This is a genomic window from Pectobacterium polaris (genome assembly GCF_002307355.1).
Classification (GTDB): domain Bacteria; phylum Pseudomonadota; class Gammaproteobacteria; order Enterobacterales; family Enterobacteriaceae; genus Pectobacterium; species Pectobacterium polare.
In genome coordinates this window covers 1,860,641-1,882,541 of the sequence record NZ_CP017481.1, presented here as the reverse complement: position 1 = coordinate 1,882,541, position 21,901 = coordinate 1,860,641, and the positions used below count along the sequence as shown (strand labels likewise).

The 21,901-nt window shown below is 49.2% G+C and carries 20 protein-coding genes and 1 tRNA gene; 8 read left to right on the top strand and 13 right to left on the bottom strand.

Annotated elements, in window-relative coordinates; all coding sequences use genetic code 11:
• Window positions 1-43: 43 nt before the first annotated feature.
• The 12 genes from BJJ97_RS08550 to BJJ97_RS08500 form a co-directional block, all read right to left on the bottom strand.
• Entirely contained in the window at window positions 44-1,963 is a 1,920-nt protein-coding gene (locus BJJ97_RS08550) for a DEAD/DEAH family ATP-dependent RNA helicase (RefSeq protein ID WP_095993647.1), read from the bottom strand.
• Window positions 1,956-2,027 (bottom strand): protein YrbN, encoded by a 72-nt coding sequence (yrbN, locus tag BJJ97_RS22460; protein ID WP_223193433.1) that lies wholly within the window; start codon window positions 2,025-2,027, stop codon window positions 1,956-1,958. Before yrbN ends, BJJ97_RS08550 begins: the two co-directional genes overlap by 8 nt.
• 111 nt (window positions 2,028-2,138) lie before the next feature.
• Window positions 2,139-3,023: a lipoprotein NlpI gene (nlpI, locus tag BJJ97_RS08545; protein WP_010279700.1), complete on the bottom strand. Its 885-nt coding sequence runs from the start codon at window positions 3,021-3,023 to the stop codon at window positions 2,139-2,141.
• Window positions 3,024-3,163: 140 nt separating this feature from the next.
• A complete protein-coding gene (gene pnp, locus BJJ97_RS08540; protein WP_095993646.1) occupies window positions 3,164-5,284 on the bottom strand; it encodes a polyribonucleotide nucleotidyltransferase in 2,121 nt (706 codons plus the stop codon).
• A 249-nt stretch (window positions 5,285-5,533) separates the two neighbouring features.
• On the bottom strand, window positions 5,534-5,803 hold the full coding sequence (gene rpsO / locus BJJ97_RS08535; RefSeq protein WP_010279698.1) for a 30S ribosomal protein S15: 270 nt from the start codon (window positions 5,801-5,803) through the stop codon (window positions 5,534-5,536).
• A gap of 122 nt (window positions 5,804-5,925) precedes the next feature.
• A complete protein-coding gene (gene truB / locus BJJ97_RS08530) occupies window positions 5,926-6,870 on the bottom strand; it encodes a tRNA pseudouridine(55) synthase TruB (protein ID WP_095701570.1) in 945 nt (314 codons plus the stop codon).
• Window positions 6,870-7,268: a 30S ribosome-binding factor RbfA gene (gene rbfA / locus BJJ97_RS08525; RefSeq protein WP_039485963.1), complete on the bottom strand. Its 399-nt coding sequence runs from the start codon at window positions 7,266-7,268 to the stop codon at window positions 6,870-6,872. The genes truB and rbfA overlap by 1 nt, the downstream gene beginning before the upstream one ends.
• Before the next feature lie 74 nt (window positions 7,269-7,342).
• Window positions 7,343-10,045 (bottom strand): translation initiation factor IF-2, encoded by a 2,703-nt coding sequence (gene infB / locus BJJ97_RS08520; protein ID WP_095993645.1) that lies wholly within the window; start codon window positions 10,043-10,045, stop codon window positions 7,343-7,345.
• A gap of 25 nt (window positions 10,046-10,070) precedes the next feature.
• A complete protein-coding gene (nusA, locus tag BJJ97_RS08515; protein WP_039485969.1) occupies window positions 10,071-11,600 on the bottom strand; it encodes a transcription termination factor NusA in 1,530 nt (509 codons plus the stop codon).
• Window positions 11,601-11,621: 21 nt separating this feature from the next.
• Entirely contained in the window at window positions 11,622-12,074 is a 453-nt protein-coding gene (rimP, locus tag BJJ97_RS08510) for a ribosome maturation factor RimP (RefSeq protein WP_010279686.1), read from the bottom strand.
• Between the two features lie 218 nt (window positions 12,075-12,292).
• A tRNA-Met gene (locus BJJ97_RS08505) sits at window positions 12,293-12,369 on the bottom strand.
• A 327-nt stretch (window positions 12,370-12,696) separates the two neighbouring features.
• On the bottom strand, window positions 12,697-13,311 hold the full coding sequence (locus tag BJJ97_RS08500; RefSeq protein WP_095993644.1) for a response regulator transcription factor: 615 nt from the start codon (window positions 13,309-13,311) through the stop codon (window positions 12,697-12,699).
• A gap of 446 nt (window positions 13,312-13,757) precedes the next feature.
• Between BJJ97_RS08500 and BJJ97_RS08495 the strand changes: the two genes are divergently transcribed.
• From BJJ97_RS08495 to BJJ97_RS08485, 3 genes are read left to right on the top strand one after another with little or no spacing between them, the layout of a single operon-like run.
• Window positions 13,758-14,351 (top strand): DUF2589 domain-containing protein, encoded by a 594-nt coding sequence (locus tag BJJ97_RS08495; RefSeq protein ID WP_095993643.1) that lies wholly within the window; start codon window positions 13,758-13,760, stop codon window positions 14,349-14,351.
• The gene (locus BJJ97_RS08490; RefSeq protein WP_095993642.1) at window positions 14,344-14,805 is read left to right on the top strand and encodes a lysozyme; all 462 of its coding nucleotides are present in this window, start codon (window positions 14,344-14,346) and stop codon (window positions 14,803-14,805) included. Before BJJ97_RS08495 ends, BJJ97_RS08490 begins: the two co-directional genes overlap by 8 nt.
• A 56-nt stretch (window positions 14,806-14,861) precedes the next feature.
• Window positions 14,862-15,293, top strand: a complete 432-nt coding sequence (locus BJJ97_RS08485) for a hypothetical protein (protein ID WP_095993641.1) — start codon at window positions 14,862-14,864, stop codon at window positions 15,291-15,293.
• Between the two features lie 247 nt (window positions 15,294-15,540).
• Here BJJ97_RS08485 and BJJ97_RS08480 read toward each other — a convergent pair whose 3' ends face one another.
• Window positions 15,541-18,639 carry a non-ribosomal peptide synthetase gene (locus tag BJJ97_RS08480; RefSeq protein ID WP_227003580.1) on the bottom strand — a complete coding sequence of 1,033 codons (3,099 nt, stop codon included), beginning with the start codon at window positions 18,637-18,639 and terminating at the stop codon, window positions 15,541-15,543.
• Window positions 18,640-18,963: 324 nt separating this feature from the next.
• On the opposite strand from BJJ97_RS08480, the gene BJJ97_RS08475 reads away from it, so the two are divergent.
• From BJJ97_RS08475 to BJJ97_RS08460, 5 genes are all read left to right on the top strand, one after another.
• On the top strand, window positions 18,964-19,593 hold the full coding sequence (locus BJJ97_RS08475; protein WP_095993639.1) for a DUF2589 domain-containing protein: 630 nt from the start codon (window positions 18,964-18,966) through the stop codon (window positions 19,591-19,593).
• A gap of 131 nt (window positions 19,594-19,724) precedes the next feature.
• The gene (locus tag BJJ97_RS08470) at window positions 19,725-20,807 is read left to right on the top strand and encodes an amino acid adenylation domain-containing protein (RefSeq protein WP_264372072.1); all 1,083 of its coding nucleotides are present in this window, start codon (window positions 19,725-19,727) and stop codon (window positions 20,805-20,807) included.
• Window positions 20,808-20,857: 50 nt separating this feature from the next.
• The gene (locus tag BJJ97_RS22275) at window positions 20,858-21,235 is read left to right on the top strand and encodes an AMP-binding enzyme (RefSeq protein WP_405083406.1); all 378 of its coding nucleotides are present in this window, start codon (window positions 20,858-20,860) and stop codon (window positions 21,233-21,235) included.
• Window positions 21,236-21,245: 10 nt separating this feature from the next.
• Window positions 21,246-21,518 (top strand): phosphopantetheine-binding protein, encoded by a 273-nt coding sequence (locus BJJ97_RS08465; RefSeq protein WP_095993638.1) that lies wholly within the window; start codon window positions 21,246-21,248, stop codon window positions 21,516-21,518.
• A gap of 98 nt (window positions 21,519-21,616) precedes the next feature.
• Window positions 21,617-21,883 carry a hypothetical protein gene (locus BJJ97_RS08460; RefSeq protein ID WP_227003579.1) on the top strand — a complete coding sequence of 89 codons (267 nt, stop codon included), beginning with the start codon at window positions 21,617-21,619 and terminating at the stop codon, window positions 21,881-21,883.
• Window positions 21,884-21,901: the final 18 nt, after the last annotated feature.

Genomic DNA, 21,901 nt, shown 5'->3' with positions numbered 1-21,901 from the left:
GGGTCGTTTTATATTGCAGCAGATTTTTTAAATCAATCGTAGCTTACGCGTCAGCAGGACGACGACGTGGAGTACGTGGTGCAGCTGCATCACGATTGAAAGAACGTTCGCGACGCTCACCGCCGTTAGCGTTACCTTCACGGCGTTCACCACCGCCGAAAGAGCGACGTGGCGCTGCGCCATCACGACGTTCGCCGCCCGCACCCGCAGGACGACCACCACCGCGACGTTCTGGCTGTGCGACTGCATCACCCAGCAATTGCATATTCATTGGTTTGTTCAGAATACGCGTGCGGGTGAAGTGTGATAACAGGTCGCCCGGCATACCTTTCGGCAATTCAATCGTCGAGTGAGACGCGAACAGTTTGATGTTACCGATGTAGCGGCTGCTGATATCACCTTCGTTGGCGATAGCACCAACAATGTGGCGAACTTCAACGCCGTCATCACGACCCACTTCGATACGGTACAGTTGCATCTCACCCGCATCACGACGCTCGCGACGCTGTGGACGGTCACCGTCACGGGGTTCACGGGAATCGCGGGAATCACGAGCATCGCGAGGTTCACGGCGACGATCGCCACGTGAATCACTACGAGACTCATCACGATCGCGGTATTCGCGACGCGGACGGAATGCCGGATCTGGTGGCAGAATCAGAGGACGTTCGCCTTGCGCCATTTTCAGCAGCGCAGCAGCCAGCGTTTCAACATCCAACTCTTCCTGCGGTTGCAGTTTCGTCAGCAGCGCACGGTACATATCCAGATCGCTGCTTTCCAGCTGTTGCTGCACTTTAGCGGCAAATTTAGCCAGACGACGTTGACCCAGCAATTCTGCATTTGGCAATTCCACTTCAGGAATCGTCAGCTTCATTGTGCGTTCAACGTTGCGCAGCAGGCGGCGTTCACGGTTTTCAACAAACAGCAGTGCGCGACCGGCACGACCTGCACGGCCAGTACGACCAATACGGTGGACGTAAGACTCCGAATCCATTGGGATATCGTAGTTGACGACCAGGCTGATACGCTCAACGTCCAGACCACGCGCAGCAACGTCAGTTGCGATCAGGATATCCAGACGACCATCTTTCAGACGCTCCAGCGTTTGTTCACGCAGCGCCTGATTCATGTCACCGTTCAACGCAGCACTGTTGTAACCACTACGTTCCAGTGCTTCAGCCACTTCCAGCGTCGCGTTTTTGGTACGAACGAAAATAATCGCCGCATCAAAATCTTCCGCTTCGAGGAAACGTACCAGCGCTTCATTTTTACGCATGCCCTGCACCGTCCAGTAGCTCTGGCTGATGTCTGGACGCGTAGTCACGCTTGATTGAATGCGAACTTCCTGCGGATCTTTCATGAAACGACGCGTAATGCGGCGAATCGCTTCCGGCATGGTTGCAGAGAACAGCGCAGTCTGATGCGCAGCTGGGATCTGAGCCATGATGTTTTCAACATCTTCGATGAAGCCCATACGCAGCATTTCATCGGCTTCGTCCAGCACCAAGCCACTCAGGTTAGACAGATCCAGCGTACCACGCTTCAGGTGATCCAACAGACGGCCCGGCGTACCAACAACGATCTGTGCTCCACCACGCAAAGCGCGCAGTTGCACGTCATAACGCTGGCCACCGTACAGGGCAACGACGTTAACGCCATGCATATGCTTGGCAAAATCATTACAGGCTTCAGCAACCTGAACAGCCAGTTCGCGGGTTGGAGCCAACACCAACATCTGCGGCGCTTTTAACTCAGGCTTTAAATTATTGAGTAATGGCAGAGCAAAAGCCGCAGTTTTACCACTGCCGGTCTGTGCCATACCCAGCACATCGCGACCGTTCAGCAGGTGGGGAATACATTCAGCCTGAATTGGCGACGGTTTTTCATAGCCCAGATCGGTCAGGGCATTAATAATAGGAGCAGACAGCCCCAAATCGGAAAAAGAAGTAAATAAATCAGTCATGTACACGTGCCTCATTAAACATGGCGGCCAGTCTACATAACTCGTCGTGAAAATTTTCAGTCATTTTCATTGAAAAGTGTGAACCGGCTCAAATTGGATTAAAAAGCGAACAAAAAAGCCCTCACCCGTGAAGGTGATAACCGAAGTTTTTTCAGGCTGATTAAGTGTTCGTCAGCTATTGCTGGTCCGATCCTGATAGGTCGTCTTGCTCTTGGCCTAATAGCGCCAATTCCAACAATGCATAGCGGTGCTCAACAAAGTTATGGACGTTGTTGGCAACCGTCAGCTTGAACAGCGCCAAAGCGGTGTTCTTGTCCCCCAGACTTAGGTAGTGCTTACCTAAATAGAAGTCAGTTTCACTGAGATGCTCAGCGAGCGAAGTGTTATCCGTAGCTTCTACCTGTAAACGCTGCATCAGTGTTTTTTCACTGATACTGCCCAGATAGAATTCGACAATATTCCATCCCCAAGGCCCTTTCTTGGCGTCGTCATAGCGTTTCTTCAACGCAATTTTGGCCGTCTCTGGATTGATTTCTCGCTCCACAAGATACAGCCACAACGAACGGAAAGGATCATTCGGATCGTCTCGATAAAACGCCAGCAGATCATCCTGCGCTAACAGGTAGCGACCGCCATAATACAAAGCGATGCCCCGATTTAAACGCGCATAATTGTAAGTTGGATCAAGCTCTAGTACAGAATCAAACGCTTCATAGGCAGCATCAAAATTGCCTGCCTGCGTTAAATAGATACCCAAATAGTTAAAAACTTCTGGAATATCAGGGCGGATCGTCAGCGCTTGTGAAAAATCATTCCGCGCCAATGCCCGTAACCCGAGACTATCATACAGCACTCCGCGCTCATATAATAGCTGTGCTCGCTCATCATCGGTTAATGCCCGGCTTGCAAGGATTTGTTCCATGCGTGCCAGAATCACTTCCTGCTGCAAAGTAGGCTGTAACGGAATCGCCAATACTGCGTCTTTACGCCAATCAGTGTTGCTGCATCCTGCCAGCATGAGTGCTGTTGCAACATAACACCAGCGCAAGAAAGGCTTCATTTCCCACTCCCGAAGACAAACATTGGATGAACATCCTGTCCCGGACCGCTCAACGTAAGAGCATCCATTCCCTTACGATACACGCAGCACCTTGCCATGATAATCAGGCAAGGTGCCATAAGACCGTTTTCTAACAGTCGTTATTCCTCAGAAGACGGGGCTGCCGCTTCCTGAGTTTGCGCATTTGCTTCTTTGATGCTTAAGCGCACGCGGCCCTGGCGATCAACTTCCAGAACCTTGACCGGCACTTCCTGACCCATTTGCAGGTAATCAGTCACTTTCTCTACGCGCTTGTCGGCGATCTGAGAAATGTGCACCAGGCCTTCTTTGCCGCCGCCAATAGCGACGAAAGCACCAAAATCAACGATGCGGGTAACTTTACCCTGATACACGCGGCCGACTTCGATTTCAGCAGTGATCTCTTCAATACGACGAATTGCGTGTTTCGCTTTTTCGCCGTCGGTTGAAGCGATTTTCACAGTACCATCGTCTTCGATTTCAATGGTCGTGCCCGTTTCTTCCGTCAGCGCACGAATCACAGAACCACCTTTACCGATCACGTCTTTAATCTTATCGGTACTGATCTTGATGGTGTGAATACGCGGTGCGAATTCAGAGATATCACCACGTGGTGAGCTGATCGCCTGCTCCATCACGCCCAGAATGTGCAAACGTGCACCTTTGGCTTGATTCAAAGCAACTTGCATGATCTCACGGGTAATCCCTTCGATCTTGATATCCATCTGCAGCGCAGTGATACCTTCACGGCTACCGGCAACTTTGAAGTCCATATCGCCCAGGTGGTCTTCGTCACCCAGAATGTCGGACAGAACAACAAAGTTATCGCCTTCTTTCACCAGACCCATCGCGATACCCGCAACGGCTGATTTAATTGGCACACCTGCATCCATCAGTGCCAGAGAAGCACCGCAGACAGACGCCATGGAAGAAGAACCGTTGGATTCTGTGATTTCAGACACGACACGCACGGTGTACGGGAATTCGTTCGCCTTAGGCATAACGGCCAACACGCCACGCTTAGCCAGACGACCGTGACCGATTTCACGACGCTTAGGCGAACCGACCATACCCGTTTCACCAACACAGTACGGAGGGAAGTTGTAGTGCAGCAGGAAGCGATCGGTACGTTCGCCAGTCAGCTCGTCGATGTTCTGCGCATCACGCTCAGTTCCCAACGTTGCGGTTACCAACGCCTGCGTTTCACCACGGGTGAACAGTGCAGAACCGTGAGTACGCGGCAGTACGCCAGTACGCACATCCAGACCACGAATCATGTCTTTTTCACGGCCATCGATACGTGGTTCGCCAGCCAGCACGCGGCTACGTACGACATTTTTCTCAACGTCACCCAGAATTTCCTGGATATCACCCGCACTCAGGGTCTCGTCTTCAGCCTGCAGAGCAGCAACAACATCCGCTTTGATGACATTAACTTGTGCATAACGCTCTTGTTTTTCAGTGATGCGGTAAGCGTCACCCAGACGTGCTTCAGACAAAGCCTGTACACGCTGCTCTAAAGAAACGTTAACTTCTGGCGCATGCCATTCCCACTTCGGTTTGCCCGCTTCGGCAACCAGTGAGTTGATGTTCTGGATAACGATCTGCTGTTGCTCGTGACCAAATACCACCGCACCCAGCATCTGATCTTCGCTCAGCAGCTCAGCTTCAGATTCCACCATCAGAACCGCGCCTTCTGTACCGGCAACCACCAGATCCAGACGGCTTTCTTTCAGCTCGTCCATCGTTGGGTTCAGGACATACTGGTCGTTCAGGTAACCGACGCGTGCAACACCGATAGGGCCGTTGAACGGAATACCAGACAGGCTCAGCGCCGCAGAGGCACCAATCATGGCAACGATGTCAGGGCTAACCTGTGGGTTAACAGAAACAACGGTCGCGATCACCTGAACTTCATTCAGGAAACCTTCTGGGAACAGAGGGCGAATTGGGCGGTCAATCAGACGAGAAGTCAGCGTTTCGCCTTCACTTGGACGGCCTTCACGACGGAAGAAACCACCAGGGAAACGTCCAGCAGCGTAGGTACGCTCCTGATAGTTAACTGTCAACGGGAAGAAACTTTGACCCGGCTTAGCACTTTTAGCGCCTACAACGGTAACGAATACCGCGGTGTCATCCATGCTTACCATCACAGCGGCGGTAGCCTGGCGTGCCATCATACCGGTCTCTAACGTGACGGTATGCTGACCATATTGGAACTTACGAACGATCGGATTCAGCAAAATTATATCCTTAGCTGGGGCGCGCTACACGTATTCAAGATAAACGCGCCAGTGAACTCCCGACCTTTGCACTACATTCTCACGACTAATGACAACCCTTATCTTGCTTATGCAGATAAAGCCTCTCATTAGCCGCGCGAACCTCTGTAATGAAAGATCATATTAACAACAATACACTACTCTGTTTTGCTAACGCTTCCTAGAAGAAAGGGGCCAAAAGAGGCCCCTTCCCACTGAAACACAGAAGACTTAGCGACGCAGACCCAGACGCTCGATCAGACTGGTGTAACGTGCTACATCTTTACGCTTCAGGTAGTCCAGCAGCTTACGACGCTGAGAAACCATACGCAGCAGACCACGACGGCTGTGGTGATCTTTTTTGTGCTCAGAAAAGTGGCCTTGCAGATGGTTGATCTGCGCAGTCAGCAAAGCAACCTGAACTTCAGTAGAACCACTATCGTTAGTGCCACGACCGAAGTCTGCTACGATTTTAGCTTTAGCTTCAACACTTAGAGACATTGTAATACTCCAAACATTATAGATAAAAAAACAGGCGCCGATCTCTAATTCAGCCACCCAATAGTCAAGCCGCGCTATTCTACCCTCAGCGTTCTGCGATAGCAAGGCAGCAACGGGCGGGTTTACACTGGAAACTCAACAACCAAACGACGCGGCGCAACCCGGCCATCGCTGTCGATTTCACCCATCCCAATAAACTTGTGCTCGTCACCTTCGGTGATTCTCACCATGCCGTTCAATGGCGCATTCGCGGCCTGAACCGCTTGCCCCAGCTTCAAATAGCCAGCAACAACCGGCGTCAAATTCACTTCGGGAAAATCAATAACCGGGCTTTCCATCGGCATGAGCAGCGGATCGAGACTCAGCGAAAGTGGGTCTTCTTGTGTTTGAGCCTGCTCGGCCAAAGCCGCTAACTGCTCCAACGTCACCATTCTTTCGGTAGGGTACGTAGCAACCTGCAAACGACGCAGATAAATCACATGCGCACCACAGCCCAGCTTTTCGCCCAGATCGTCAATGATAGTACGGATGTACGTCCCTTTCGAGCAGTGAATCTCTAGCTCCAGTTCATCACCTTCCCAGCGAATGAACTGCAGTTCGTAAACGGTGATTTCACGTGCTTCACGTGGAACCGTCAGCCCCTGACGGGCATACTCATACAGCTTGCGCCCTTGGTATTTCAGCGCCGAGTACATGGACGGCACTTGCTGCGTAGTACCACGAAAGCCTTCCAGCGCCTGCTCCAAATCCGTAGCAGAAAAACCAATCGCACGCTCTTCAATCACGTTACCATCGGCATCAGAGGTGTCAGTCCGTTGCCCAAGTCGAGCAATAACACGGTAGCGCTTATCAGAATCCAGCAAATACTGGGAAAACTTCGTCGCTTCCCCAAGACAAATCGGCAGCATACCGGTTGCTAATGGATCCAACGCCCCCGTATGGCCCGCTCTGTTCGCGTTAAAAATCCGTTTTACCTTCTGCAAAACATCATTAGACGACACGCCCTGCGGCTTATCTAATAACAATACGCCGTGTACATCACGGCCACGGCGGCGAGGACGACTCATTAATCCTCCTGATCTTCGCCCGTAACAGGACGACGTTCCGTATCGTTTCTGACCACATTGGTCACCAGATTGGACATTCTCATCCCTTCAACCAATGAGTTGTCGTAGGAGAAGGTCAATTCTGGAACAACACGCAGGCGCATTGCCTTGCCAATCAGTTTACGGATAAAGCCAGACGCATCTTGCAGTGCTTTTATTGCTATTTGAACTTGCTCTGGTTCGTTATCATTCAGGAAGGTCACAAAAACCTTGGCATACGCCAGATCGCGAGACACTTCCACACCGGAGACGGTCGCCATGCCGATGCGCGGATCTTTCACTTCACGCTGAATAATAATGGCGATTTCTTTTTGCATTTCCTGCGCGACGCGCTGGGTGCGGCTGAATTCTTTTGCCATGATAAATCCTCAAGTAAAAATCGGGGGGCACTAGGCCCCCCTTACTAATAACTTACATCGTCGCTGAAAACGGATTATGCGATCGTACGTTTGATCTCAATCGTTTCAAAGACTTCGATCATATCGCCAGGACGAACGTCGTTGTAGTTCTTCACAGCGATACCACATTCCATGCCGTTACGGACTTCGCCAACGTCATCTTTGAAGCGGCGCAGAGATTCCAGCTCGCCTTCATAGATAACCACGTTGTCACGCAGTACACGGATCTTGTTGTGACGCTTAACGATACCTTCAGTCACCATACAACCCGCGACAGCACCAAATTTCGGTGATTTAAAGACGTCACGCACTTCAGCCAGACCGATGATCTCTTGCTTATATTCCGGCGCCAGCATACCGCTCATCGCCTGTTTCACTTCGTCGATCAAATCATAGATGACGGAGTAATAACGCAGATCCAGACTTTCCGCTTCAACGACGCGGCGAGCTGATGCATCTGCACGAACGTTAAAGCCAAGGATAATCGCATTCGATGCTGCTGCCAGCGTAGCGTCCGTTTCTGTGATACCGCCCACACCGGAGCCGACGATCTTCACTTTCACTTCATCAGTAGACAGTTTCTGCAGTGAATCGGAAATCGCTTCACAAGAACCCTGAACGTCAGATTTCAGAACGATGTTCAGTTCAGAAACTTCACCTTCCGTCATGTTGGCAAACATGTTTTCCAGTTTAGATTTCTGCTGACGAGCCAGTTTAACTTCACGGAATTTACCCTGACGATACAAGGCCACTTCGCGTGCTTTCTTCTCATCACGAACAACCGTCGCTTCGTCACCTGCGGCAGGAACACCGGACATACCGAGAATTTCTACAGGAATAGAAGGACCTGCGGACGTGATTTCACGACCCAGTTCATCACGCATCGCACGGACACGGCCATATTCGAAGCCGCACAGAACGATGTCGCCTTTATTCAGCGTACCTTCACGTACCAGTACGGTTGCAACCGGGCCACGACCTTTATCCAGGAAGGATTCGATCACAACACCGTTCGCCATGCCGCTACGGACCGCTTTCAGTTCCAGAACTTCGGCCTGCAACAGAATCGCATCCAGCAGTTCGTCGATCCCCGTACCCGCTTTAGCAGATACGTGAACAAACTGAGATTCACCGCCCCACTCTTCCGGCATGATGCCGTACTGAGACAGTTCGGTTTTCACACGATCTGGATCGGCATCAGGCTTATCGATTTTGTTTACTGCGACAACAACCGGAACCTGAGCGGCTTTCGCGTGCTGGATCGCTTCGATGGTCTGAGGCATCACGCCATCATCCGCCGCCACAACCAGTACCACGATATCCGTAGCCTGAGCACCACGAGCACGCATTGCAGTAAACGCGGCGTGTCCCGGTGTATCCAGGAACGTAATCATACCGTTGTCGGTTTCAACGTGGTAAGCACCGATGTGCTGGGTAATACCACCCGCTTCACCTGCTGCAACCTTGGTTGAACGGATATAGTCGAGCAGAGAGGTTTTACCGTGGTCAACGTGGCCCATGATGGTCACGACTGGCGCGCGCGATTCTGCCGCAACACCCATATCACGGTCGCTCATTACCGCTTCTTCCAGTTCGTTCTCACGACGCAGGATGACTTTATGGCCCATTTCTTCGGCCACGAGTTGCGCGGTTTCCTGGTCGATGACCTGGTTGATTGTTGCCATTGCGCCCAGTTTCATCATCGTTTTGATGACCTGAGAGCCTTTAACTGCCATTTTGTTAGCCAGTTCAGCAACGGTAACCGTTTCACCGATTACCACATCACGGTTAACGGCCTGAGCGGGCTTATTGAAGCTCTGCTGCAGTGTACTTGGCTTACGTTTACCTTTACCACCACGGGTAACGGCACGCGCTTCTTCACGGTCAGCCTTGGACTCAGACTGGCGATTACCTTTCTTCTGCTTGGTGACTTTGGCAGCGCGAGTACGGGTACGGCGCTCGCCTTCAACCTGACGGTCGTTTTCATCTTCCGCTTCGCGGGCATGATGAGACGTCGTCACATGATAATCAGCAGACTCTTCAGGTTTAGTCGCGCTTTCCGCTTCCCAGCGCCCTGCATTTTCTTCAGCCATACGGCGAGCTTCTTCAGCAATACGGCGAGCTTCTTCTTCAACCTTAAGACGTGCAGTTTCTTCTGCTTTACGCTTAAGTTCGGCAGCTTCCGCTTCGCGTTTCGCTTTCTCAGACTGAGCCGGCTTGGTCATACTTTCGTTTTGTTGGTTCGTCACTTTTTCTTTTTCCGCTACATCACGCTTAGCTTTTTCAGCGGCTTCACGTTTGGCTTGCTCGTCGGCAGCACGCTTCGCTTTCTCAGCAGCTTCGCGCAGATCGGCCTCGCGTTTAGCCTGCTCTTCAGCGGCACGTTGTGCCTGTTCTTCCGCTTCACGCCGTGCCTGCTCTTCCTCTTCTGCCTGTTGGGCATCAATCGGATCGCGTTTTACATAAGTGCGTGTCTTGCGGACTTCGATCTGCACCGACTTACTTTTTCCGCCGGTGCTAGGGACATTTAACGTGCTACGCGTTTTGCGTTGCAACGTCAATTTACTCGGCGCATTACCGCGATCGCGGTTCAAATGCGCCAATAACGTTTCTTTTTCATGCTGGGTCACAGAGTCCGATGCAGACTTGGTCATTCCCGCATCAGCAAACTGCTGTACCAGGCGGTCAACCGGAGTTTGAATCTCTGCGGCCAGCGATTTTACGGTTACATCTGTCATGCTGTTCCTTTCCTGCTACAGTTCGTTATTCGTTGTCGTCGCCAAACCAACAGATATTACGTGCGGCCATAATCAATTCGCCCGCTTGCTCATCATTGAGCTCTTCAATATCTGTCAGGTCGTCAACGCCCTGTTCAGCAAGATCTTCCAGCGTACAAACACCGATCGCAGCAAGCTTGAACGCCAACTCACGCGACAGCCCAGGCAAGCCAAGCAAGTCTTCAGCAGGTTGACCGTCACCAAGGCTTTCTTCATGCGCCAGTGCCAGCGTTGTTAATGCGGCTTTCGCACGCTCACGCAATGCTTCAACGGTTTCTTCATCAAAGCCTTCGATAGCCAACAGTTCCTTGATTGGCACGTAAGCCAGTTCTTCAAGTGAGGAGAAACCTTCTTCAACCAGCACGGTGGCAAACTCTTCATCAATATCAAGGTGCTTGGTAAAGACGTCGATTGCAGCATGTGCTTCAGCCTGATGCTTGGCTTGAAGATCTTCCACTGTCATCACGTTCAGTTCCCAACGATCGTCTGAACGATGCTGTTTCAACAGTTGGGAAGCCAAACGTACGTTCTGCCCGTTTCGACCAATCGCCTGAGCCAGATTGCTCGACTCAACAGCGATATCCATCGTGCAGGTATCTTCATCAACCACGATCGATACCACATCGGCAGGTGCCATGGCATTGATGACAAACTGTGCAGGATTATCATCCCACAGAATGATATCAATACGCTCGCCACCCAGCTCGCTGGAAACAGCCTGAACACGTGCACCGCGCATACCCACACAAGCACCGACAGGATCGATACGCTTGTCATTCGTCTTCACTGCAATTTTCGCACGTGAACCCGGATCGCGGGCTGCGGCCTTGATCTCGATAACTTCTTCACCGATTTCTGGCACTTCAATGCGGAAGAGTTCAACCAGCATTTCCGGACGGGAACGGCTGACGAACAGTTGAGCACCGCGAGCTTCAGGGCGAACAGAGTACAGCACACCACGAATACGGTCGCCAGGGCGGAAATTCTCACGAGGCAGCATATCTTCGCGGCCAATTACCGCTTCTGCACTGGTGTTAGAGCCATCGATTGGTCGGACTTCAAGCGAAATATTATCACGGTTCACCTTCTTGACGACACCGGTGATAATCTCGCCTTCTTGCTCACGGAACTGATCAACAACCATCGCACGTTCTGCTTCACGAACTTTCTGTACGATAACCTGTTTTGCCGTTTGCGTCGTGATGCGGTCAAAAGTTACGGATTCGATTTGATCTTCAACGTAACCACCAACATCAAGAGCAGGATCGTCAAACTGCGCCGCTTCAAGCGTAATTTCGCGCGTTGGCTGAGTGACTTCATTTACCACTAACCAACGACGGAAGGTATCAAAATCGCCCGTTTTGCGATCGATACTGACGCGGACATCAATTTCCTGCTCATATTTTTTCTTGGTCGCTGTCGCCAGTGCGGTTTCCAGCGCTTCAAAAATCTTCTCGCGCGGAAGGGATTTCTCATTGGAAACTGCTTCAACAACAGCCAGAATCTCTTTGTTCATCCTAGTTGCCTCATCCAAACTTTAAAAGTGGGGTACAAGATTCGCTTTCTGAATGTTGCTCAGTGCGAATACTTCATCTTTGCCTTCCACTGTTATGGTGATCATTTCGCCGTCAACAGCTTTGATCACACCCAACCATTTACGGCGATTCTGGACTGCCATACGCAGCACCACTGTGACTTCTTCACCAACGAAATGCAGGTAATGTGCTGCCGTGAATAAGGGACGCTCAAGCCCTGGAGACGAAACCTCCAGGTTATAGGCGACAGTGATTGGATCTTCTACGTCCAATACCGCACTGACCTGGTGGCTGACATCAGCACAATCATCAACAGTGATCCCATCTTCACTATCAATATAGATACGCAGCGTCGATTGACGACTACGGATGAACTCAATCCCAACCAATTCGTAGCCTAATGCGGCAACGGGTGCTGAAATCATCTCTGTTAATTTTTGCTCTAATGTGGACAAGTCCACCCCCAAGACATAAAAAAAGGGCCTAATAGCCCAGTTGTTTGTTGCCAAATAACAAAAAACCCCGAAAAATCGGGGCTTTATGCAACTGGACCCTAATACCGCTAACCAGCGCGGCATAACTTTCGGTGAAGGATTTTTTCAAAAATCACTGCAAAAAGAGATAGAAATTGAGTGAAGAACGTATTTGAAAAAACACTTTACTGGAAGTTAAGTGGTTGCGGGGGCCGGATTTGAACCGACGACCTTCGGGTTATGAGCCCGACGAGCTACCAAGCTGCTCCACCCCGCGTCCGAAATCGTGGCAAATACTACGCTGACAACTGCACAAATGCAAGTCATCCATAGGATTGGTTCGAAGGCGATTTTTATACGCTGGGTAGGCTTCTTTGTCAAGAATAAGCGTTCGCCCGAAGGTGGCCATCGCAACAGTGGATACTCTACTTTTTGTAAGCAGATCTTTTGTAAGCAGGCCTTATGCCATCACGCTAGCCGCACAGTAGACCAGTCGTAGAAGGTCGAAGCAAAGACCCTGATGCCAAGAAGGCTGAAAGAGATAACGAGTGAGATTCCCTGATGCTTAAATCAAACAATAACGACTAATATAATGAGATAAAACTTATCTTCGTTCTTCTTCTAATAGCACGATCGCGGCCTGCGTGCGGTTACGCACATTAAGTCGCCTGAAAATCGACTCCAAATGTGACTTCACGGTTCCTGCGCTGATGTTTAATGTCCGGCTGATTTGTTTATTAGAAGCGCCTGACGCAATCAGTTGCAGAACCTCATGCTGCCTTTCGCTGAGTTTGCCTTTTACACTGTTATCGACACTCCACCCCTCATAGATCACCCCATCATCCGGTAAACAGACCATACCCATCGACACTGTTTTTAATGCCTGAGCAATAGAATCAACGGGCGATGTTTTAAGAATGACGCCCATAACATGGTGTTTCAGATAATGATTCAAAATATGTCTTTCAATAGTGTCAACCATAATAATAACACTGGTGTTAATATATTTCTCATGCAGTGATTCAAGGAAAAAACTGTACTCTCCATTCTCTTTATTACAATTTAGTAAAATAAAAGCGTTGTTCATCTCCTCAAGGAAAGGCCATACATCATCAATTTCCTTTACGCCAACAATATTGGCATCGTGCATAAAATCATTCAACCCAACAGATAACCCCTGAATGAATACAGGGGACTTGTCAATAATAACAACATTCACTATGCAATCTCCATTTACCTTTATTTTAAAAGTGCCATATTTAAAAATACTCTCTAATAAGTTTTAGCCTATCTTGAAAGATATGATGTTGCGCCATTTGGCATATGCCGTTTACCTTATAGACTTAGCCATATTTATTCGCGCATACTGACATGATAATTTCAGACAACCTCCCCAAAGAGAAATACCCTTAGCAATGAAATATTATCTCAAAATAAGACATAATGGCGTAATGATTTCATAAATACACAAAGTATTTATCGCGAAATTTTAAAAATGAAAAATACAAATCGAAAGTGAATGGCCTATGCCATATTGCACTATATCTATAACATAATGGCTGATACACGCCTCCCTCATTAGCTGTTAACGTTTTCTCAAATTATCATTTATTTCACTCCAGGCCATTCATGTTTATCGCCTGAAGAATAAGATAAGGAGAGCGTATGTCATTCAAGAACTGGGTAATGGGGAAAAATAAAAAAACAGAAAATGGCGATAATACCAAAAAAGAAAATCTCCATTCCACACGGAACGATAACATAACCTCATCAAAGGCAATAACGCTAGCAGATATTGCTCGCGGCATGCAGCATGCTGCCACCGCCGCCAATCAATTTATCGCTCATCAATATCAGCAAACACTCGAGCCTTTTTTTGAACGTGACGCTGATGGCGTGTTAACCCCAAAGACAGTTGCGATTCAACTCGATCCCCGGCATCACGTCGAACTGCCACTGGTTGCGCTTTCTACCCCAAGGGGGTTGATGCTGGAAAAAATGAAAGTGCGAATGACGGTGAGAACCGATGCGGTCAGCCAGGACGAAATAACCTCATCTTTAGACCAGCATAACATCACTAATTTTCACGTCAGCATGTCGCCTTCAGGCAAAAACAAAAAAGGCAGAAATAGCCAACACGTCGATATAGAAATGCAATTCACTGCATTGGATCCTCCAGAAAGCATCATGCGGTTAATTGATGAATACACCAATCTCGTTCTCCCCAAAATAACTCAAGAGGAAAAAAACAATGGCTAATATTCCAGACACGATCAATGAAGCGGGTCTCTCATTGATTAAGAGTTTTGAAGGTCTGAAATTAACAAAGTATCGTGACACAGCAGGTAAATGGACGATTGGATATGGGCATTTAATACTGCCGAATGAAAATTTTGATAACGGGATTACCCTTCAGGAAGCGGATCTACTGTTACGGCAGGACTTAAAAACGGCGGAAGCTGGTGTTCAGCATTATGTGAACGTTGATCTCAACGGAAATCAATTTGGCGCATTAACGTCATTTACCTACAATCTGGGAGTTGAAAACTTAGAGGAATCGACCTTATTACGCTTGCTTAATCAGGGTAATTATGACGCCGCTGCTGAGCAATTTCCGCGCTGGGACAAAGATGGTGAGCAAGTCGTGGAAGGACTCCTTCGCCGTAGAGAAGCAGAGAAAGCACTTTTCCTACAAGCCATCACACCAAATTAATATTCAACAAAAGTTAAAAAACGCTATTTCATAGAAATCACTATAACGAGAATATTATGGATCTTTCAACATCCCCTATCATCTATGGCATTTTGTTCAGCGATATCATTGCATCCATTTCAGGATTGTTCGGCGGACTCAGTATTTCCTTTTTCTGGCGACCGCAGAAACTGAATAATTATGACAAATTTGTCGCCGCATTAATTATTATCATTATCAGCATTTCAGCAGCCTTCTCACTGGTAGGGATTATCGCCGAATTGCTGCACGTTAATATTAATAAAGTGGAGAATGCAATAGGATTAGGTTATCTGGTTGGGGCCATCAGCGTAGGATTGATTACGCTGATAGCCAATTTTTTCAGCTATCGGGAGAATAACGATATCCTGGATGTGGCATCGGAAATAAAACAGGCCAGAAAAGGCGTTCATTTGATTAATGAGGCCCAGAAAAAAACGTCCGATGACAAAAAACCATCAGACCCTTAACAGATTGTTCTTAAAGGCCAATGTTCTTGAAAGCAAACGTTCTTGAAGGCTAGAGTGCTTAAGAATAAGGACTTTCAACCGCAAGCCGCACGTATAGCAGGAAGGCACCTCGTTGCCTTCCTGCTACTGCTTTCCCCTTCCTGACGTGTTCAGCCACTCGGTCAATGCCTTGCCAATAAAACCATTGCCTACATGCGGAGCTCCTCAACGAAGGTGTCTCAATTCGGGACACCTTCGTTAGCGTTCTCTACAGGTTACTACACAAGGGAGCCGTATTTGGCTGTACGATATCCATCAGAATTTGATGGTACTGATGAGACAGCGCAGCAATCTCTTCCGTTTTAAAAGCCGCTTTCTGATAATTAAAACACAGCGTCAGAGCCTCATCATCATAAACAGAGAGCGTTAAATCCAGCCGCGCCTGATGATTAGCAATATCCGCAATCTGATAGGTATTTTCATTGATCTGTACGGCTGGCGGCATGGCCGTCAGATAGTTAAAACTGACAGGAAAACGTAGCTTATCAGACCATCCTTTAGTCCGGACATCGGCCATTAATACATCATAAGGCAACGTCTGATTGTCCAAAATCGCATGGATCTTATTCTGACTGCGGGCCAGAAGCGTGCTGAAAGACTCCTGAGCCGGCGAATCGTCGTAGTAAGCCACCATATTAACGAAACAGCCTATTGTGGTGGCGTTTTCAGTCAACATACGGTTCGACACCGGAATACCGATGGGAACATGACGATAGTTTGTCGTTTTGAGCAGTTGGGTAAAAGCGGTCAGCATGCAGACAAACGGTGTCGTGCGATGCTGTTGGGCATAGTGCTTTATCGCTTGCGTCAGCGTATCTGACAAAATGCACCAATAATTTTCTCCGTCCTGGCTGTCACTAAGCGGGAATGCCGTCGCATCGGCTCCCGCAGTCAAGTAATCCTCCATCTTATCCAGCCAGAACTGGCGTTCTCTCGGATAGCATTGATCTTTGGTGCGCCGCTGCTGTTGCCGATAGCACAGATAGCGCGCTTCACTGCCTATTCGATAGCTGCGATCGCCCGCGCTATAAGCACGGACGTAATCAACAAACTGATGGAAGAACAAACCAATAGCGTCATGATCGAATACCGTATGGTGTACACGTCCCAGCAAAATATGCCGTTGCGTTGTCAGCGAAATCAGATGAAAACAGATGAGCGGCGAGTGTTCTACATCCATTTCCGGCGTGCTGATCAACTCCAGCAGCCGTCGGTCGCTCAGCGTATTCTTTCCCCCATCGGGAGAGAACGCCGTCAGCCGTTCAATCGGGATCGCCTCGATCGGATAATCGCCCTCAAGGCACTGTAGCCGATCCAGATCGAAGCGGGTTCGCAACACCGGATTACCTTCCAGAATACGCCGAATACTCCACTCCACGGCAGACTCATCCAGTGGGCCCTTTATCGTCAGACGGAAAGCCAATTGATAGGCCGACGGCTCCGGGCTGAGCTGGTCCAGCGTCAGAAAATAACGCTGCTGCGATGAGGGTGCGAGCGCCTCGATATCCGCGTTGTTCTCGTTAAACGCGGGTTCGTCATCGTTAACATAGTAAGGGACGATGAAAGCCAGCAGATGGGGCGTCGCGTTGTTGAAAAATAACGGGTAATCAATTTCACTAAACAGCCGTTTTCTAATCAGTAGACGGGCTTTCATCGCCTGAAGCGAATCGCCCCCTAAATCGAAAAAGTTATCGTTAGCGCCGAGTTCGCGAAAGCCAAGCACCTCTTGCCAGATATCGATCAGTTCCTGTTCCAGCTCATTACCTGCGGTTTTAACCGGATATCCCAACTCAGGGCGCTGCGGACACGGCTCTGGAAGCCGGCTCACATCCAATTTCCCGTTAGGCAATTTGGGCAGGGTTTCCAGCATAATAAAGTGGGACGGATGCATCGCTCGCGGCAGTTTATCCTGCAAGAAGCGGCGCAGATCGTTCGTGGCAAGCGACGGGTTACGGTTCACCAGATAGGCCACCAGACGCTGACGTCCGTTTTCCTGAATCGGCCGCACCAGCGCCTTGTCGATATCGCCATGCTGACGTAACACGATTTCGACTTCTTCAGGCTCGATACGAATGCCATTAATCTTAATCTGACGATCGATACGTCCCAGATACAGGATCTCCCCTTCTGGCGTCATTTTCCCTAGATCGCCGGTACGGTGTCCCCAATAGCGTTTATCGGCTCGAACATGGGTGAAGAAACGCTGCTGCGTTAATTCGTCGCGGTTAATATAGCCACGGGCGACGCCTTCACCGAACGCGCAAATTTCCCCTTCCTCCCCTTCAGCCACGGGACGCAGACTCTCATCCACAATCATAATTTCGCTGCCACGCAGTGCCTTACCGAGCGTCACATTTTTCCCCGGCCTTAATTCAGCAAATGAGCAGTTGGCCGTCGTTTCCGTCGGACCATACAGATTAAAGAGCCTGACATCAGGAATCTGCTGGAACGTACGCTCTTTTAAATCAAAAGAGACAGGCTCGCCAGAGAGAAAAACCGTTTTAGGTAATGCCCACACGTGAGAAGAAGATGCCTGATAGCGCAGCAGTTCATCCCAAACGGTCGGCACGCAATAAATGGCACCGTCTGAATGCTGCTGATGCCAGCGTAATAACACCTCCGGCTCATTCAAGCTGTCGGCAGGCAAAATAAACAGAGTGTCGCCGCGCAACAAAGGCGCATAAAGCTGTGTCACCGCAGCAGCAAAGCTGAGTGTCGATGTCAGAGGGAGCGTCGCACGGGTCTCTGGCCACACATCTTCATTAAACCAGTTCAGATAATAACTCAGGTTCCGGTGTTCAATGGCCACCCCTTTTGGTTTCCCTGTAGAACCGGAGGTATAGAGAATATAAGCAAGGTCGTTTTCGCAAACGGGCGGCAATGTGGCCACAGACTCAGCAGGATAATGGATATCCTCTAATACCAGCGTGGAGGGAAAAACCTTATCGATAGCCGTTTTATTTAACATCGTTCGCGTGGAAATAAGCAAAAACGTCGAAGAGTCCTCAAGAATTTGAATGATTCTTTCTGACGGATGAAAATGCGAGAGCGGAACATAGGTATGTCCTGCTTTTAAAATAGCCAGCAAGACCACGGGCATCATCACACCAGGCTCCAGATAGACGGCGATTCTGCCACGTTTATTATCCGGGTAATGTGATAACAAATAATCGGCCAAAAGGCGCGACTGAAATTCTAGTTGTTGATAATTCAGCCTGTCGCCATTAAATTCCACCGCCGTCTTATCGGGACTTTTCAGTGACCATTCAGAGATAATTTCAAAGACCGTTTTTCTATTCTTCATCATTTTCCTTCCGTATTGTAAAAGGATGCTTTTTGCAGGAATGGTTCTAACGCGACTTCCGGTATCTCACGCGGTGAAAAATTAATGCTGTAAAAATGAGAACACGTAACGATGGGTTCGTCATGCTAATACCAGGAAAGACACATGAAATAACGCGCATGCCTGAGTATGGGTTTAACAAATAAAAGACATTATTGCCTATATACCAAAAGGACTACGCCAGAATGCGAAAGTCCCCCCGTACCCTGACGGGTATTATTCCCCCTTCCTTTTGCTATTTTTATTGACAGTGCATCACACCCTATTCGCAGATAATTGGAGGCTCCGATGGATTCACAATTTATCGGTTCTGTTATTAATGCGCTACCGCTGGAAAATATGATTAGCGGGCCATTACAGGCAATGATTAACGCACAGGTTCAGGCCAGCAAAGCCTATACGGATTTTCTATTGTCCGTATGCATTCAGAATAATAAAGCCGTCGCCATCCAATTCGACTACGACGAAACGCTTATTGATGAAAGCGGAGTCGCAAAAGGCTCGGTGACAAAAACGATGCGCATACCGCTCATTGCCGCGATTACCCATCCGATTATTTCTATTGAAGAAGGGACGATCGATTTCGAACTTGAAGTCACACAGAGTGAATCTTCATCCGATGACACCGGAGAAGACGGCAATCTGGCGGCGTCACTGGGATGGGGGCCGTTCAACGTCAAAATGGCCGGTCGGGTATCACACAAGTCGGCGCAGACCCGAGCGACGGACACTCGCGCCAAGTACAGCATTCACACGCAGGTAAAACGTCAACCCGCGCCTGAAGCGCTCATGCGCGTCATCGATTTTCTAACCGATGCTGCCATCAGGCCAAGCATTCCCAGTGGAGAAAGCACGCCACAGATAGCGGAAAACGCCGCGCCACCAGCACCTGCGGAGCAACAAGAAGCGTCATCATAATCAAAGCACATTGTTCAGCAGCAACATGACTCAGTGGCAATTACTCAGCGGCACAGTGCAGGTGTGCCGTACCTGCATAACGCGTAAAAGGATGCCCGGCGTGACCCCTGGCATCACCAGAGGATCAGAACATGGCATCGGCAAGAGTGCTCCATACCTTATTTGAACAGCAGCGGCATCAGACGCCAGACGCCATCGCCCTGAGAAGCGATACAGAAACGTTGACCTACCGGCAATTGGATCAGCGAGCAAATGCAATGGCGAGCGATCTATTACAGCGGGGCGTAAAGCCGAAGGATGTTGTCGGTATTTATTTAAATAAAAGCCCGAATCTGATCGTCAGCCTGCTCGGCGTATTGAAAACCGGTGCGTGCTATTTACCGCTTGATCCTTACTATCCACACGAGCGTCTGGATTACATGATCAATCATGCCGATGCGCGTCTGGTCATTACCGACAATGCACACGCGCTTACGCTGGCACCGAGCCATCGTGAGATCGTTGACATCAATCAGATCGATCTGAGCGTTCAGGCTACCCCCACGCTTCCCTCGGTCAGTGAAGAACAGCTTTGTTATGTGATGTACACCTCCGGCTCCACCGGAACGCCAAAGGGCGTCATGGTCAGCCACAGGACGGTGGTTAATTATCTGGCGTGGATGCAAAGCGCCTTCGTGCTGCAGCACGAAGATGTTGTCCTTAACCAGTCCACGTTCAGCTTTGACGTCTCAGTGTGGGAAATTTTCTGGCCGCTGATCGCCGGCGCAAGCTGTGCGGTCATTACCGAAGATGCCAAGTATGATCCGCAGCTGCTGGCTGAATTTATGCACCGTCAACAGGTCACGGTCGCACAGTTCGTACCGACGGCACTGCGCGTCATTGTGGATGCGGAGGTGCTATCCCGCTGCACCTCTCTCTGCCATATCTTTTCTGGTGGCGAAGCACTCGATCAAACGCTGGTCAACGATCTTTCCCTGCAATATCCGGGAAAGATCCACAATCTCTACGGCCCGACCGAGGCAACAATATTTGCCTGTCATTGGCTCTGCCAGCCGGGAGCAGAAGAAAAAATTGCCCCGATTGGCAAGCCCATCCCTCATGCTGCCGCTTATGTATTAGATGAAGCGCAACAGCCTGTCGCATTGGGGAAAGCGGTGAACTTTATCTGGCGGGGGATATTCTGGCAAAAGGCTATCTGCATGCGGAAAAGCTGACGCATGAGCGATTTGTGGATGACCCGTTTAGCCATCAGACCAGGCAGAAAATGTATAAAACCGGCGACTGGGTTAAGCAACGCATCGATGGCGTGCTGGAATTCATTGGCCGAATAGACAGTCAGGTTAAATTGCGCGGACACCGTATTGAGCTGGCGGAAATAGAAACGCACCTACAGGCGCTGCCGCAAATTAACCATGCTGCCGTTATTCTCGAAAGGCGCTCGGAAAACGCGGCGCCATCACTCTCAGCATTTTATGTATTACGGCATCAAAAGCACATCGATATTCAGGAGATAAAAGCGCACCTTGCCAAGACGCTGCCTTTTTTCATGGTGCCCTCGCATTTCGTTGCGTTGGAAAAAATGCCAACGCACCCCAATGGAAAAATTGATAAATCCAAGCTGTGTTCCTGCGTAAATAACTAATGGTGAAAAAATGTCAAACGACAAAGCAATATTACCTTCCGAGATAGAGAAAAATATTATTTCTATCTGGCGGACCGTACTCAATAATCCGAAGGTCTCCATTCAAGAGAACTTTTTCGATGCAGGGGGAAATTCCCTGCTGATGTCCAAGGTTTATCGCGAAATAAAAAACAAAATGGAGTCACCTATCTCTATTGTTGATTTATTCCAATACCCAACGGTACAGATGCTAAGCAAGCGTATTAGCGAAATACACGCTGGGAAATTAAGCAGCAAGAAGTAATTACGCCAAAAGCGTATTTATACTCCAGGGGAATAACCGCCCAACAATGGGCAATATGTTTCATCATCCTTATTTCACTGATAATAGGTGGTAATACCATGTCTGCAAATCAATTAAGTGCTATTTATGCAACAAAATCAAAAGTGGCTGCTGCTATTCATATTGTAGAAAGCCATAAAGCCTCATCCAAACCAACTCACTACCATGGCGTTGGTCGAGCGCTCCTGCCACACCCGAAGTGGAGTAAAAAACCGGCACCAACCATGCCTGCATACATCAAAGCGTTATATCAACACCCCTCTGCACTTTACGTGCAAGATATCATTAAGCAGGTAAGAGCAGAGCTTGCAGCTATCAAAAAATAAATCACGTTAATTTAGTTG

What these genes read in the sequence shown, in the direction of transcription:
- BJJ97_RS08465 (WP_095993638.1), top strand. Translation starts at nt 21,246, where the DNA reads ATGTCAAACGACAAAGCAATATTACCTTCCGAGATAGAGAAAAATATT.
- BJJ97_RS08475 (WP_095993639.1), top strand. Translation starts at nt 18,964, where the DNA reads ATGGATTCACAATTTATCGGTTCTGTTATTAATGCGCTACCGCTGGAA.
- BJJ97_RS22275 (WP_405083406.1), top strand. Translation starts at nt 20,858, where the DNA reads ATGTATAAAACCGGCGACTGGGTTAAGCAACGCATCGATGGCGTGCTG.
- BJJ97_RS08550 (WP_095993647.1), bottom strand. Translation starts at nt 1,963, where the DNA reads ATGACTGATTTATTTACTTCTTTTTCCGATTTGGGGCTGTCTGCTCCT.
- infB (WP_095993645.1), bottom strand. Translation starts at nt 10,045, where the DNA reads ATGACAGATGTAACCGTAAAATCGCTGGCCGCAGAGATTCAAACTCCG.
- BJJ97_RS08480 (WP_227003580.1), bottom strand. Translation starts at nt 18,639, where the DNA reads ATGATGAAGAATAGAAAAACGGTCTTTGAAATTATCTCTGAATGGTCA.
- BJJ97_RS08460 (WP_227003579.1), top strand. Translation starts at nt 21,617, where the DNA reads ATGTCTGCAAATCAATTAAGTGCTATTTATGCAACAAAATCAAAAGTG.
- BJJ97_RS08495 (WP_095993643.1), top strand. Translation starts at nt 13,758, where the DNA reads ATGTCATTCAAGAACTGGGTAATGGGGAAAAATAAAAAAACAGAAAAT.
- truB (WP_095701570.1), bottom strand. Translation starts at nt 6,870, where the DNA reads ATGAGTCGTCCTCGCCGCCGTGGCCGTGATGTACACGGCGTATTGTTA.
- BJJ97_RS08490 (WP_095993642.1), top strand. Translation starts at nt 14,344, where the DNA reads ATGGCTAATATTCCAGACACGATCAATGAAGCGGGTCTCTCATTGATT.
- BJJ97_RS08485 (WP_095993641.1), top strand. Translation starts at nt 14,862, where the DNA reads ATGGATCTTTCAACATCCCCTATCATCTATGGCATTTTGTTCAGCGAT.
- BJJ97_RS08470 (WP_264372072.1), top strand. Translation starts at nt 19,725, where the DNA reads ATGGCATCGGCAAGAGTGCTCCATACCTTATTTGAACAGCAGCGGCAT.
- nusA (WP_039485969.1), bottom strand. Translation starts at nt 11,600, where the DNA reads ATGAACAAAGAGATTCTGGCTGTTGTTGAAGCAGTTTCCAATGAGAAA.
- rpsO (WP_010279698.1), bottom strand. Translation starts at nt 5,803, where the DNA reads ATGTCTCTAAGTGTTGAAGCTAAAGCTAAAATCGTAGCAGACTTCGGT.
- nlpI (WP_010279700.1), bottom strand. Translation starts at nt 3,023, where the DNA reads ATGAAGCCTTTCTTGCGCTGGTGTTATGTTGCAACAGCACTCATGCTG.
- rbfA (WP_039485963.1), bottom strand. Translation starts at nt 7,268, where the DNA reads ATGGCAAAAGAATTCAGCCGCACCCAGCGCGTCGCGCAGGAAATGCAA.